The organism is Tautonia sp. JC769, assembly GCF_040717455.1.
Taxonomy (GTDB): Bacteria; Planctomycetota; Planctomycetia; order Isosphaerales; family Isosphaeraceae; genus Tautonia.
In genome coordinates, this window is the sequence record NZ_JBFEFH010000025.1 from 76,789 (window position 1) to 90,099 (window position 13,311).

General features: G+C 68.9%; 10 protein-coding genes. 3 read left to right on the forward strand and 7 right to left on the reverse strand.

What is annotated here, in order from left to right; all coding sequences use genetic code 11:
• The first annotated feature begins 138 nt into the window (after positions 1-138).
• Positions 139-1,857: a response regulator gene (locus AB1L88_RS21125; RefSeq protein ID WP_367098680.1), complete on the forward strand. Its 1,719-nt coding sequence runs from the start codon at positions 139-141 to the stop codon at positions 1,855-1,857.
• Positions 1,858-1,950: 93 nt separating this feature from the next.
• On the forward strand, positions 1,951-3,150 hold the full coding sequence (locus AB1L88_RS21130; RefSeq protein ID WP_367098681.1) for a metallophosphoesterase: 1,200 nt from the start codon (positions 1,951-1,953) through the stop codon (positions 3,148-3,150).
• Between the two features lie 20 nt (positions 3,151-3,170).
• On the opposite strand, the gene AB1L88_RS21135 is transcribed toward AB1L88_RS21130, so the two are convergent.
• The 6 genes from AB1L88_RS21135 to AB1L88_RS21160 form a co-directional block, all read right to left on the reverse strand.
• Positions 3,171-5,321 carry a VWA domain-containing protein gene (locus AB1L88_RS21135; RefSeq protein ID WP_367098682.1) on the reverse strand — a complete coding sequence of 717 codons (2,151 nt, stop codon included), beginning with the start codon at positions 5,319-5,321 and terminating at the stop codon, positions 3,171-3,173.
• Between the two features lie 23 nt (positions 5,322-5,344).
• Positions 5,345-6,238: a DUF58 domain-containing protein gene (locus tag AB1L88_RS21140; protein ID WP_367098683.1), complete on the reverse strand. Its 894-nt coding sequence runs from the start codon at positions 6,236-6,238 to the stop codon at positions 5,345-5,347.
• Between the two features lie 63 nt (positions 6,239-6,301).
• Positions 6,302-6,688: a hypothetical protein gene (locus AB1L88_RS21145; RefSeq protein ID WP_367098684.1), complete on the reverse strand. Its 387-nt coding sequence runs from the start codon at positions 6,686-6,688 to the stop codon at positions 6,302-6,304.
• Positions 6,689-6,725: 37 nt separating this feature from the next.
• Entirely contained in the window at positions 6,726-7,754 is a 1,029-nt protein-coding gene (locus tag AB1L88_RS21150) for an AAA family ATPase (protein WP_367098685.1), read from the reverse strand.
• A gap of 97 nt (positions 7,755-7,851) precedes the next feature.
• Positions 7,852-10,989 (reverse strand): VWA domain-containing protein, encoded by a 3,138-nt coding sequence (locus AB1L88_RS21155; RefSeq protein ID WP_367098686.1) that lies wholly within the window; start codon positions 10,987-10,989, stop codon positions 7,852-7,854.
• Positions 10,990-11,045: 56 nt separating this feature from the next.
• Positions 11,046-11,996, reverse strand: a complete 951-nt coding sequence (locus tag AB1L88_RS21160; RefSeq protein ID WP_367098687.1) for an NHL repeat-containing protein — start codon at positions 11,994-11,996, stop codon at positions 11,046-11,048.
• Between the two features lie 112 nt (positions 11,997-12,108).
• Between AB1L88_RS21160 and AB1L88_RS21165 the strand changes: the two genes are divergently transcribed.
• The gene (locus AB1L88_RS21165) at positions 12,109-12,441 is read left to right on the forward strand and encodes a Rieske (2Fe-2S) protein (protein ID WP_367098688.1); all 333 of its coding nucleotides are present in this window, start codon (positions 12,109-12,111) and stop codon (positions 12,439-12,441) included.
• 33 nt (positions 12,442-12,474) lie between these two features.
• On the opposite strand, the gene AB1L88_RS21170 is transcribed toward AB1L88_RS21165, so the two are convergent.
• The gene (locus AB1L88_RS21170) at positions 12,475-13,272 is read right to left on the reverse strand and encodes an MBL fold metallo-hydrolase (protein WP_367098704.1); all 798 of its coding nucleotides are present in this window, start codon (positions 13,270-13,272) and stop codon (positions 12,475-12,477) included.
• Positions 13,273-13,311: the final 39 nt, after the last annotated feature.

Below are 13,311 nucleotides of genomic sequence, written 5' to 3' on the forward strand. Positions count from 1 at the left end.
CTCGGCTGCGTTAGGATGAGTCCGAACCGGGGGATCCTCTTTTTTTTCCGTTTTCGATCTGCTTGAAGACCATACGCCCAAAGGCGTGCTTTGGCGTCGAGGTTCGAGTGCGTTGCGGTGCCAAGGAGGTCGTCTCGCGTGTCCGAGAAGCCTCGTGTCCTGGTGATCGATCGCGAGTCCGACCCTGCCTGGCTCTCTCGCTCGGCCTTCGACGACTCTTACGAGGTCGTCCAGGCCCGCAGCATGGCCCGGGCGTTGTACTTGCTGCGCGAGGAGCACTTCGAAGGGGTGTTCGTCACGGCCTCGCAGCTCCCTCCCTTGCGGTGGGCGGGGATGCTCCTTCAGTCGGATGAGATCCTCGAGGCCATCGCCGACGGCGTGGCCGTGGTCGAGCCGGAGAGCCAGCGGGTGCTCTGGTACAACCCCGAGTTCCGCAACCTGGTCGCCACCGAGGGCGACCCGATCAACCGGCCCTTCTTCGAGGTCCTGGCATTCCCCGAGCGCTGCGAGCCGGACGTCTGCCCCTTCCTGCAGTCCCAGGTGACGAAGCAGCCGGCCGGTTGCGTCCTGAAACTGGGCACGGGCAACTACTTCCGGCTGAATGTGACGCCGATCCTCGACAACGAGGGGGGGCTCCAATCGCTCATCGCCCTGACCCGAGACATCACCGACGAGGTCCTGCAGGAGCAGAAGGTCCGCGCCATCAACAAGGCCGGCGAGGAGCTGGCCGACCTGACCCCCGAGGAGCTGGCCGCCCTCCGGGTCGACGAGCGCAGCGACGTCCTGAAGTTCAACATCGTGCGCCACATGCGCGACCTGCTCGGCCTGGATTTCATCGAGATCCGCCTGCTGAAGCCCTCGGGCAAGCTCGAGCCGCTGCTCACCGAGGGGATGACCCCGCTGGCGGCCGATCGGGAGCTGTTCGCCTCCGAGACCGGCAACGGCGTGACCGGCTACGTGGCGGCGACGGGCAAGGGGTATCTCTGCGACGACACGACCCAGGACCCGCTCTACCTGGAAGGGGCGGTCAACGCCCGAAGCTCGTTGACGGTCCCCCTGGTGCGGCACGGCCGGGTGATCGGCACCCTGAACGTCGAGAGCCCGAAGCCGAACGCCTTCGATCGGCGCGACCAGCAATTCCTCGAAATTTATGCCCGCAACATCGCCTCGGCCCTGACGACGCTGGAGCTGCTCGAAGCCGAGAAGGTGAGCACGGCCCGGGCCTCGGTCGAGGCGATCGTCAAGGAGCTGGCCCTGCCGCTCGACGACATCCTCGGCGACGCCACGACGGCGCTCGACCGCTACGCCGGGCACGACGAGGACATCGTCAACCGCCTGCGCCACCTGCTCTATCGGGCCAGGGAGATCCGCGGCCTGATCCGACGCGCCGGGGCGACCGTCCTGCCCGAGGGCTCGCGCAACGCCCGGCCGCCGAAGCGCCTGGCCGACGCGAGGGTGCTGGTCGTCGACGCCGACGAGTCGATCCGATGGGCCGCCCACCAGCTGCTCGAACAGCAAGGGGCGACCGTCGAGACCGCCCGGGACGCGCTGGAGGCCATCGCCCTGGCCCGGCAGACCCCCTATGCCGCGGCCCTGGTCGACATCCGGCTGCCCGACCTCGACGGCTACGAGGCGTTCCGCCGCATCCGAGAGGTGCAGCCGGGCGTCCCCGTCATCCTGATGACCGGCTTCGGCTACGACCCGACCCACTCCATCGTCAAGGCTCGCAAGGAAGGCTTGCGCACGGTCCTGTACAAGCCGTTTCATGTCGATCGGCTCATCGACGCCGTCGAGCACGCCGTCCGGTCGCCCGAGCCGATCCCGCCGGCCGACGGCTTCCCGCCGGCCCACGGCTGATGCCGGGGCCCTTCGCCCGATCACGCGGCCGGATCGCCCGAGTGCCGAACCTGTGACGCGTTTGGATCTGATTGGACACGTTTGAGGTCAACCATGATCGATGGCTCGATCCTCCTGGTGGTGGCCGTGGGGCACCTCTGCCTCGCCGTGCTGGCCGTCAACGTCTTCCACGGGCTCGGGGTCCCGGAGGGGACGCCGGCCCGGGTGGTCAAGGGGCTCTGCCTGGGCTTCCTGACCTCCATCTCGCTCGTCCTGATGGGGTTGTTCCTGGCCCTCCCCTGGGGAGACTGGCCGACGATCGCCCGCGCCTATACCTTGCTCTGCCTCTTGATCGGCCTGGTCGGCCTGCCGCTGGTCACGCTGGCCCGGCTCCGCAGGAGGTTGCCGGCGGGCGTCTCGGGGCATTCCCGGTCGGTCGACCTGACCGATTCGGTCGCCCGAGCCGACCTGATCGGCACCGCCTGGGATTCGTTCTGGCTCCGGTTGCCGGGCAATCAGGCGTTCCACCTGACCCTGACCGACTGGCAGATTGAGCGCTCGGGGTTGCCCCGGCCGCTCGACGGGCTCCGGATCCTCCACCTCACGGATTTGCACCTGACGCGGGCCTACTCCGACCGCTTCTTCGATTCGATGGTCGCCCAGGCCGAGGCGTTCGACGCCGACCTCGTCGCCTTCACGGGCGACCTGATCGACGACTCGGAGCTGCTCGACCGGGTCGGGCCGCTGCTCGGGCGCTTCCGAGGACGCTACGGCCAGTTCGCGATCCTGGGGAACCACGACTACCGGACCGACGCCCCGGGGGCGTTCGTGGCCCTGCGATCGGCCGGCTACACGGTGATCGAGGGGGCCTGGCGGCTCATCGAGGCCGACGACGGCGCCCGGGTGGCGATCGGCGGCACGTCGAACCCGTGGGGGCCGCTCCCCGACCCGGCCGCGATGCCCGAGGCCGACGTCCGCATCCTGCTCAGCCACTCGCCCGACCCGCTCGCCTGGGCCGCCCGACAGGGGATCGACCTGATGCTCTCGGGACACACCCACGGCGGGCAGTACCGCCTGCCGGTGATCGGGTCGGTCTTGCTGCCGAGCCGCTACAGCCGCCGCTACGATTGCGGGTTCTTCCGGCGCAACGAGACGCTGCTGTTCGTCTCCCGGGGGATCGCCGCGCAGCACCCGTTGCGGGTCAACTGCCCGGCCGAGATCAGCCGATTGACGCTCCGGGCCTCCTCCCGGGTCGCCCCGCCGGCCTCGTCGCGGGCCCCGGCCCGGGCGATGACCGTGCAGGGGCCCGGCTGATCGAGGCCGCGGCCCTTTTCTCAGATATAAACGCGCCGGTTGTAGACATACCACTCCACCAGCACGAAGCCGAGCGCGGCCATCGCCAGCCACCACCAGCGGTCGAGCCGGGCCGGTCGCGAGGTGCGGGTGCCGGCGACCTCGGTATAACCGATCTTGATGAGATACGGCTCGGCCTCCCGGCCCGTCACGCCCTCGGGCGGGACCCCTCGGGGGGCCAGGTTGCTCTCCCGAGGGTCGAACAGGTTGACGGCGAAGACGCTCCGCTCGATCGCGTCGCCGCTGCCCCAGGAGAGGCGGTAGAGCCCCGGCTCGGTCGCGTTGTTGTAGACGAAGGTCCCCAGGTCGGAGCGGCCGACGTCGCTCGGCGGCCCCTGGGGTGGGTCGATCGTGATCGCGTCGGCCGTCGGGGCGGCCCGCAGGACCACCGGCTGGCCGGGACGCTGCACCTGGTCGCCGAGCCCCTCCTCGACGTTGCCGAGGAAGCGGAGCGTGTTGTAGAGGAAGACCGGGAAGCTGAGCTTCGTGTGCCAGTCGGTGTTCAGGGCCCGCTCCTCGCCGTAGATCGAGAAGCCGACGACCGCGTCGGAATAGCCGTCGCGGGGGGTGATGAAGGCGAGCGGCCCCTTGTCGCTCTCGATCAGGGTCGTCGAGCCGGGGGGAGGGTCGACCACGCGGGCCTCTCGGATCAGGACGAGCGGCAAATCGCGGACGTATTGCAGCATGGGATGGCCGATGTCCCAGTCGAGCACGATCGGCGCCTCGACCAGCCGGGCCTGGTCGAACGCCTCGCCGGGGGGCATGGCGCCGAGATAGAGCGCGTTGCCGACCGGGGGCTCGGCCGGCGCCACCCGATCGAAGACGATCAGGTCGTACAGGCCGGCGAGCAGGGCGCGCCGGATGTCGTCGGTCTCGAGGTCGTCGGGGCGGATCTCGACGACCTCGGCGGCGTCGCCGGCGGTGGCGGTGGTCATGGCGTTGAGCAGGTAACGATTCCCGGACGTGACCACGAGGACCCGGGCCTGACGCGGGCGACCGATCGCGGCATAGGCATGATTGTCCTGCTCGAGGTCGTCCTGCAGGTCGAGCCGGACCTCGAGCCCGACCGGCCCCGGGTCGGGCAGGTCGAACTTGAACGAGCGGGCGCCCCGGGCCGGCAAGGAGACCTCGATGGCGTCGATCAATCGACCCTCGCCGATCGGTTGGTCGAGTTCGTGGCGGAGCAGCCGGGCGACCGCCTCGGCCGGCTCGTCGCGATAGTTCCGCACGCGGCCGAAGAGCTGGATCTGATCGGGCCGTTCCTCGTTGCGGGCCGTCTGCAGGGCGAGGATGGCGACGTTGTTCGAGGGGGGGACGCCCGGATCGCTCGCCTCCTCGGCGGTCGTGCCCGGGGTCGACTGGGCCTCGCTCGGCGGTTCGCCCAGCACCACGATTTCGGGAATCAGGTTGCCGAGACTGAAGCCCTCCACGTCGGGGAAGCCGCCGTCGGTGTAGATCATGAGCCGAGGCGGTTGGACCTCGCTGGCGATTTCCCCCTCGCCGAATTGCTTCGACGGGTTGGCCAGCCCGGCGGCGACCTCGAGGGCGTCTCGCAGCGAGGTCCCCGATCGGGCCGGGCGGACGGAGGCGATCCGGTCGCGGAGCTGGGCCTTGTTCCCCGTGTAGGTCGAGACGACCCGGGCCGACTCGGCGAACGCGATCACCATCGCCAGGTCGTTCGACCCCATCGAATCGACCAGTTCGAGGGCCCGCGCCTTGGCCTCGTCGAGCCGGTTGGGGCGGACGTCGGTGGCCGACATGCTCGCCGAGGTATCGAGGGCGATCACATACCGCTGGCCGACGCGGGTGCTCCCCTTCATCTGCGGCCCGAGCAGGGCAAGCATGACGAGCAGGACCGCCATCAGTTGCAAGAAGAGCAGGAGATTCCGGCGCAAGCGTTGAAAAAGACTGTTGACATGAAGATCCTCCATGCTCCGCTTCCAGAGGAACGTGCTGGGGACCTGGACCGGCTTGCGGCGCAGCTTGAGGAAATAGAGCAGGATGATCGTGACCGGCACCCCGACCAGGGCCATCCAGAAGGTCGGCCCCCAGGCCGACGACCAGGGGACCGGGGGGTCGAACTGGAGGTTCAGGCCCCCCACCGGGTTCGCCTGGGCCAAGGGCAGGAGCATCGGGCCAATCTCCGCGATCGTCGTCACTTGACAAGCCCCCGCTCACGCAAGTAATTCAGGATCAGCTTATCGAACGGCGCGTGATTGGTCGTGAAGATGTGCGAGATGCCGCGCCGGGTGCACCACTCGCGGAAGCCGCCGACGTAGGCGTCGAGCGTCTCCTTGTATCGCTTGATGAGCGGGGCACTCACCGTGATCTCGGCCTCGTCGTCGTCCTCGCAATCGACCAGGCGGAGGTCGCCGGTCAGCTCCGGCTCGACCTCCTCTCGGCTGAGCACCTGGACGACGTAGATGTCCATGTCGCGGGCGAGGAGATAGCGTAGGGCATCTTCATAACCGCGCTTGTCCATGAAGTCGGAGATGACGACCACGATCCCCTTGCCGGGGTGCTTGATGGCGAACGACCGGGTGGCGGCGGTCAGGTCGCTGCCGCCGTGGGCCTGGAGCTGGTCGAGGTACTGCACCACGCGCCACATCTGCGACCGGCCGCGGACGCTGGAGAGGCCCGGTTCGAGGGCGCTGCTGAAGGAGTCGAGGACGATCCGGTCGTGGTTGACCAGGCCGATGAACGACAGGGCGGCGGCGACCTGCTTGGCGTAGTGCAGCTTCGTCGGGTCGCCGAAGTCCATCGAGAGGCTCGTGTCCACGAGCGTGTAGAAGTGCAGATCCTCTTCTTCGAGGAAGAGTTTCAGGAAGAGCTTGTCGAGCCGGCCGTAGACATTCCAGTCGATGTGGCGCAGGTCGTCGCCGACGGAGTAATTCCGGTGATCGGCGAACTCGACCGACGAGCCGCGCCGCCGGCTCCGGCGCTCGCCCTTCATCCGGCCGACGAAGATCTTCCGGCTGATCAGCTCCAGTTGTTCCAGCTTCGTGAGGAACTCGGGGTCGAGCAGCGGGGAGGGGGTCGCGGTGGACATTCGAGGAACCGCCTGACTCCAAGGGGTGTTTTCGTCGCATGCCTCGCCAGCTTGAGGGCATGCTCACGCGGCGATGTCCGTCAGCACGAATAGCCCGATCATCAGGGCCGCCGCCAGGCCGAGGCAGACGACCCAGGGGACCAGGGCCGCGAGGATGATGACCACGCGCTGCCAGGTCTGGTCGGTCGGCCTTCGGGACAGGAACCCGAGCGCCGTGTACCAGCTCTCCAGGACCACGAGCGACCCGCCGATGAGGACGAGGATGCCCAGCAACGCCTCGAACAGGAACGCCACCGCCGTGCCGATCAGCACCAGCGTCCCCAGCACGAGCAGGCACGCCAGGTCCGACCGGGTGAAGGTGAGCGGCTCGCTCCTCGGCGGCAGCCAGGAGGTCCCCGAGGGGGGCGGGTCGTAGATGTCGTGCTGGCTGGTCATCGGGGCAGGGTTCACGCGGGGGTGTCGATCGGGGATCGCCGGGGTGGCCGGCTCAGGCCGCGGCGACGGGGTCTTCCGCCTTCTCGGAGACGGCCCCCAGCACCTTCAGGAGCAACTCGTCGGTGTCGATCCCCTCGGCCTGCGCCTCGAAGTTGAGCAGGACGCGATGGCGGAGGCTCGGCAGGTAGACGCGGCGGATGTCCTCGAAGCTGACATTATACCGCCCGTCGAGCAGGGCACGGACCTTGGCGGCCAGGACGAGGGTCTGCACGCCTCGCGGGCTGGTCCCCCACCGGATGTAGCGGTTCGTCACCTCGACGGCGAAGGGGCCGTCGGGGTGGGTCGCCAGGGCGAGCCGGATGGCGTAGTCCTGCACGTGGGGGGCGATCAGGACCTCCCGGACGAGCGCCTGGCACCGGATCAGGGTGTCGCCGTCGATGACCTTCTCGGCGTGGGGCGTCTCGCCTCGGGTCGTGCGGTCGAGGATCGTGGCCAGTTCCTCCCGGGTCGAGTAGCCGACGACGAGCTTGAACAGGAAGCGGTCGAGCTGGGCCTCGGGCAGGGGGTAGGTCCCCTCCTGCTCGATCGGGTTCTGGGTGGCGAGCACGAAGAACGGCTTCTTGAGCTGGTGGATCGTGCCGCCGACGGTGACCGACTTCTCCTGCATCGCTTCGAGCAGGGCCGACTGGGTCTTCGGCGTGGCGCGGTTGATCTCGTCGGCCAGGATGATCTGCGAGAAGATCGGCCCGCGCTGGAATTCGAACATGCGGCGGCCGTCGGGCGTCTCCATCACCACGTTCGTGCCGAGGATGTCGGCCGGCATCAGGTCGGGCGTGAACTGGATGCGGTTGAAGTCGAGCGAGACGGCGTCGGCCAACGTCCGGACGAGCAGGGTCTTGCCCAGGCCCGGCACCCCTTCGAGCAGGGCATGGCCGCCGACGAACAGGCAGGTCAGGACGCCGTGGACAATCTCGTCGTGCCCGACGATCACCTTGCCGACCTCGTCCTTCACGCGGCGGTAGGCCTGGCGGAAGGCGTCGGCCCGGGCTTCCATCGAGTCGTTCGTCGCGGTGTCGCTCATGATGCGGTTCCGGTTGCGGGGTCGGGCTGAGTGGGGAATCGGGGCCTTGATGGTCCGCCGGGGCCTGGTGGGGCGGCCTCACGACTCGGGGCGCTTGTCACCTCGGCGAGTCCTGATCCTTGCCCCTGTCCTGATCGCGTTCTTCCCAGACCTTCTTCTTGGCCTTGAGCAGGCGGTTGGTGTACGTCTCCTCGCCCGGCTTCGGGGGCGTGGCATCGACGCCCAGGCCGCTGCCGGGCCGGGCCTCGCCGGCCGATCGGGGGCGATCGCCGGGCCGGTCCGGCCGCGATCCGGGGTCGGCGGTCGGGCGGCTCGCGCCGGTCGAAGGGGGGGGCGGCACGTCGGGGGCCTCGAACCGGGTGGCCCCTCGCGACCGGTCGATCTGCTCGCCGACCTCTCGCTTCCGGCTCCGGAGCTTCTCGATATATTCGTCGCGGGGGGCGACCTCCTGGCCCCGGAGCGTCCTCAAGGCGTCGGCGACGTTGCGGCGCATCCGGGCGAAGTCGGGGGCGATCCGGCGGACCCCCACGTCGCCGACGAAGACGATCGCCGCGGTGAAGAGCATCCAGTGCCAGATCGGCCGGTAGGTCCGCGGGGGCTGGACGTTCGGGTCGCGCCGGAAGACGTCGGCCCGGGCGGCGGTCCGCTCGCCGCTCGGGCGGCCGTCGGGGCTGTTGATCCACGAGAAGACCTCGCCCCCGGTGGCATCGGCCAGGCTTTCGAGCAGGACCGGGTTCGAGCGCAGGTCGCGGTACTCGTCGGAATAGGGGACCGAGAGGCCGGTCGTCAGGACCCCCTGCGCCCCGTCGGGGCCGCGATAGCCGAGGGTCACGAAGTAATTGCCGCGGGCCTCGGCGTTCTCGACCGTCCCTTCGTACTTGCCGGGGGCCACCTGGACCAGCTCGACCGATTCCCCCGGGGCGTTCAGCTCGCGGTTCGGCCGGTTGACGATCCCCTGGAACTGGAGGAAGTTGAGGAAGTCGTTCTCGGCGTCGACGGCATCGACGACCACCTTGATCCGCCCCTCCTCGCGGCGGAGCGAGACGGTCAGGTTCCCCCGATCGACCGGACGGAGCGCCCAGCGGACGACCTGCGACCAGAAGGCCGAGTAATTCTCCCAGCCGGCCCACTGCGTCGCCCACTTCTGGCCGGCGTCGGAGGTGAACGCCACCGATCGCCCCAGGCCGTAGTTCCAGTGGGCCAGGACCGGGTTGAGCTGGCCCGTCGGGTTCGGCGAGACGATCGGGACCTCGACCAGCTCGTTCTCCTTCACGCTGCTCAGGACCAGGCCGCTGATCGGCGGCAGGTCTTGCGGCAGGCCGAGCAACGGCTCGCTCTGGTAGACCATCGTCGGCGTCCAGGCCGGGGGAGGCCCCTCGAAGATCAACGGCCGGGAGATCAGGCGCGCTTCTTTCTGATAGATCCGGGGCAAGGCCTTCGGGTTCGTCACGTTGTAGAAGCGGCCGTTGGTGGCCTCGGCCAGTTGCTGCATGACCTGGAGCGACCGCAAATCGTTGCCGTGCGCGGCGGTCAACACGGTCGTCACCGTGATCTTCGCGGCCTTGAGCTGATTGACGACCTGGGCCGTCGGCGCCGCCGGGTCGCCGTCGGAGATGACGACGATGTGCTTGGACATCGCGTCGGTCTTCTGCCGCAAGCCACGCAGCGCCATGACGAGCAACGGGTTGAAGTCGGGGGCGTCGCCGGGGGTCATGCGGTCGATCGCCCGGAGCATCGCCGGCTTCGACGGGCCGATCTCGCGGAGGGTGAACAGCCAGGCTTCCTGCCCCGACCAGTAGGTCAGGCCGGCGTAGTCGTAGCTGGAGAGGGTCTTGAGCGCCTCCTGGGCGACGACCGCCTGCCAGTAGTTCCCCTCGGGGATCTCGCTGGCGTGCATGATCATCACCATCGCCGCCTTCCCCTTGACCTTCAGGGAGGGGATCTGCATGTCCACCGGCAAGGCTTTTTCGATCGGCGTGTTCATCCAGCCGCCGGCGCCGAAGGAGCGGTCGCCGCCGACCATGATCAGGCCGATCCCCTGGTCCTGCACGGCGGTGCTGATGAGATCCTGCTGCTGATCGGTGAAGGCGTCCTTGGGGACGTTGGCGAGGATGATGGCGTCGAACTTCTGAAGCTCGGACAGGTCGGTCGGCAAGGGGTCGCCCCCCACCAGGCCCGCCCCGGTCACGTCGCCGGCGGCCAGGGTCGTGACGGCCAGCTCCTTCGACCGCAGGGCCTCGACCAGCGATTCATGCTCGTTGGCCGTCCCCTCGATCAGGAGGACGTTGGCCTCCCCTCGGTACTGGGTGAACGCCTCGGCCATGTTGTTCATGGCGCGATCGGCCCGGTAGCCGCGGCGGAGGTCTTCCTCGGGGATAAACTGAGCGAGATACGTGTAGAAGTTCGGGTCGGTGATGTCCTGCTTGATCCGGAAGACGTTCACCCCGCGCTGCAGTTGGACGTCGTCGAGCGTGTCGATCGGGATCGTCGAGTTGTCGGCCTCCTGGTAGACCTCCAACCGGCCCCGGGCGGGGGCCGAGGCCCGGACGACGACGTTGATGTTGACCGTCTCCCCCTTCTTCACGTCCGGGGGCAGGGCGATCTTCTCGACCAGGATCTCGCGGTCGTAGACGTAATCAACCGGCAAAACGTCGATCTGCACGTCGAGCCCGGCGGCGGCCAACGCCTGCTCGTAGGCGGAGCCGCGGTTCTCGTTGCCGTCGGAGACGACGACGATCCGCCGGGCCGAGTCGTCGGGGAAGGTCGCCAAGGCGAGCTTCAGGGCCGAGCCGAGGTCGGTGTACTCGGTGTCGATCGTGCTCTGGATGCCGGTCAACGTCTCCGTGTACGGGGCAGGGGGGCTCTCGACCTTCGACTCCTTGCCGAAGACGACCACGCCGGCGCGGTCGCCGGGCCGCTGGTGCTGGCCGACGGCGCGGTTGATGAAGTCGAGCATCGGCCCCTGCAGGTCTCCCGGGATCGACCGGGAGGCGTCGAGCAGGAAGATCGTCGTCAGCGACTCGTTGCGCCGGACGAGCTGCGGGTCGGCCAGGGCCAGGGCCAGCAAGGTCACGACGCTCCCCCGGAGCAAAATGGCGATCAAGCGGCGGACGGAGCCGAGGCCCGACAGGCTCCTCGCGCTGAGCAGGACGAGCGGCGGCAGCAAGACGGGGATCAAGAGCAACCACCAGGGCTCCAGGAACGTGAGCCGGAGCGTCCCGAGGCTGTCGAGCATGGCAAGAACCCCTCTCGTCGTCGGTCAACATCGGCCGAGGGCCGGTCGCGGCGCGGTCAGAACCGGAATCGCTGGACGCGGTGGTTGTTCGAGTCGATCACCGAGACGGCCCCGAGGCTGTCGACGGCCAGGGCCCACGGGTTGTTCAGCTCGCCGGGGCCGCGCCCGGGGCGTCCCCAGGTGCCGAGCGACCGGCCGTCCTTCGTGAACTTCTGCACGCGCGAATTCGCGTATTCGCAGACACACAGGTGGCCATCCGGCCCGATCGCCACGTCGTAGGCGTAGTTGATCTGCCCCGGCTCCGAGCCCCGGGAGCCCCAGAGGTCGATCAGCTCCCCCCGGGTGTCGAAGATCTGGATGCGGTGGTTGCAGGCGTCGGCCACGTAGAGGCGATCGTCCTCGTCGATGTCGAGCGCCGCCGGCCGGACAAACTGGCCGGGGCGGTGGCCGTGCCCGCCCCACTGGCGGAGCCATTCCCCCTCGGGGGAGAAGACCTGGATCCGGTCGTTCTCGCCGTACTCGCTCACGTAGAAGCAGCCGTCGCGGTCGATCACGACGTCGGTCGGGTAGTCGAACCGGCCGGGGGTCGACCCCTGGACGCCGTCGCCGATCTGGAACAGGAGCGTCCCGTACCGGTCGTAGACCAGGACCCGGTAGAAATGCGTGTCGGCCACGAGCACGCGCCCGAGGCGATCGACCGTCAGGCCGCTCGGGCCGTCGATGTTCAGGTCGGGCGTCCGCCAGTGGCGCAGGAAGGTGCCGTCGCGGTCGAAGACCTGGATGCGGTCGGTCAGGTCGGCGATGTACAGGTGGTCGTCGGCGTCGAAGGCCGCCACCCGGGGCTTCTGCAACCAGCCGGGTTTGGTCCCGTGGACGCCCCAGACCAATTCCGGGTACGATTCCCGGCCGAGGTCGCACCCCGAGACCCAGGGTGTCGCCGCCGAGGCGAGGAGGCTCCCCAGGAATCGGCGGCGCGACGGCATGGCGTCCTCAACGAGGCGGGACATCGTACGAAGGGATCGTCACGCCCCTTACGATACCGAAGCCCCGGTCGGATCAGCAACTCCGAAGCGTTTCGTTCTTCCGAGAATCATCGGCCCGATCCCGGGGGCGGAGACCTTGGCACGTCCGCTGGCCGTCTGTCGCGTCGACGAGATTCCCGAGGGTCGCGGCCGGGTGGTCTGCCTCGACGATCGGCCGATTGCCCTGTTCCGGGACGGCGACCGCATCGTCGCGATCGACGACCGCTGCCCGCACGCCGGGGCCTCGCTCGGTCGCGGCTGGATCGAGGGTGGGGCGGTCGTCTGCCCCTTGCACCGCTGGCGATTCTCGCTGGGCGACGGCCGATGCCTCTGGGGAGGGGGGCCTGGCGATCGCGTCCCCCTCCTCCCGGTCGAGGTCCGCGAGGGCTGGGTCTGGCTGGTGGAGTCCTCAGGGGGCGACCGCTCGTGACGCCCCCCGATCGGGCCGGTCTGGTACGGGCCGTCAGAGCCAGATCTTGACCCGGTCGCGGAGCCCCTCGGGGAGGGTCCGGGAGACGATCTTCTGGATCAGGTCCGGGTGCAACCGGGTCGAGAAGTGCGAGGCGATGATCCAGTCGTTCTTGAACCGGTCGGCGCGGGCCACGAAGTCGTCGAGGTGCATGTGGCCGTACTTGTGGATGCGGTCGGGCCGTTCCCCCTTGGCCACGAAGGTCATCTCCAGGATGAGGATCTCGGCCTCGAACGCCTCGGGGTGGCCGTCGAGCCCGGCCGGGTTCGTGTCCCCCAGGTAGGCGAGCCGGGGCAGGCGGATCTCCCGCGTCACCTCGGTCCCCGAGAGGCGGAGGTCGCGGATCTCGGGGCCGGACAGGCCGTGGTATTCGGGCAGGAGCTTCTTCCGGCGCTCCCAGACGACGTAGCCGAGCGACGGGATCGTGTGCTTCGTCTCGACGGCCGAGACGATCACGTCGCGTCCGAGCTGCACCTCCTCCCCCGGCTCCAGGCCGACGAGGTTCGCCAGCTGCTTCCCCCGGTCGAGCCGCTGGCAGGCGCGGAGCAGGGCATGGGCCGGCTCGACCACCTCGGTCGGCATGTAGATCGTCGGCGGCTCCATCTTCATCAGGCGACGGCGGGAGACGTACACCGGCAACGCCGCGATGTGGTCCAGGTGCCCGTGCGACACGAACCAGGTCGGCGTGCTCATGAAGCTCCACGGCTGCAACCCGAGGTCGAACCCGAGCTTCAGCTCCGGGACCCGCCAGTAGGTCTGCACGGCGGCCCTCGAGTAGCCTTCGATCGTCATCCCGTTGTGGGCAAAGGACCGCACCGGCGCATTGTCGAC

Coding starts and splice junctions, on each gene's coding strand:
- AB1L88_RS21130 (WP_367098681.1), top strand. CDS start 1,951: ATGATCGATGGCTCGATCCTCCTGGTGGTGGCCGTGGGGCACCTCTGC.
- AB1L88_RS21135 (WP_367098682.1), bottom strand. CDS start 5,321: ATGCTCCTGCCCTTGGCCCAGGCGAACCCGGTGGGGGGCCTGAACCTC.
- AB1L88_RS21140 (WP_367098683.1), bottom strand. CDS start 6,238: ATGTCCACCGCGACCCCCTCCCCGCTGCTCGACCCCGAGTTCCTCACG.
- AB1L88_RS21150 (WP_367098685.1), bottom strand. CDS start 7,754: ATGAGCGACACCGCGACGAACGACTCGATGGAAGCCCGGGCCGACGCC.
- AB1L88_RS21155 (WP_367098686.1), bottom strand. CDS start 10,989: ATGCTCGACAGCCTCGGGACGCTCCGGCTCACGTTCCTGGAGCCCTGG.
- AB1L88_RS21160 (WP_367098687.1), bottom strand. CDS start 11,996: ATGTCCCGCCTCGTTGAGGACGCCATGCCGTCGCGCCGCCGATTCCTG.
- AB1L88_RS21170 (WP_367098704.1), bottom strand. CDS start 13,272: ATGACGATCGAAGGCTACTCGAGGGCCGCCGTGCAGACCTACTGGCGG.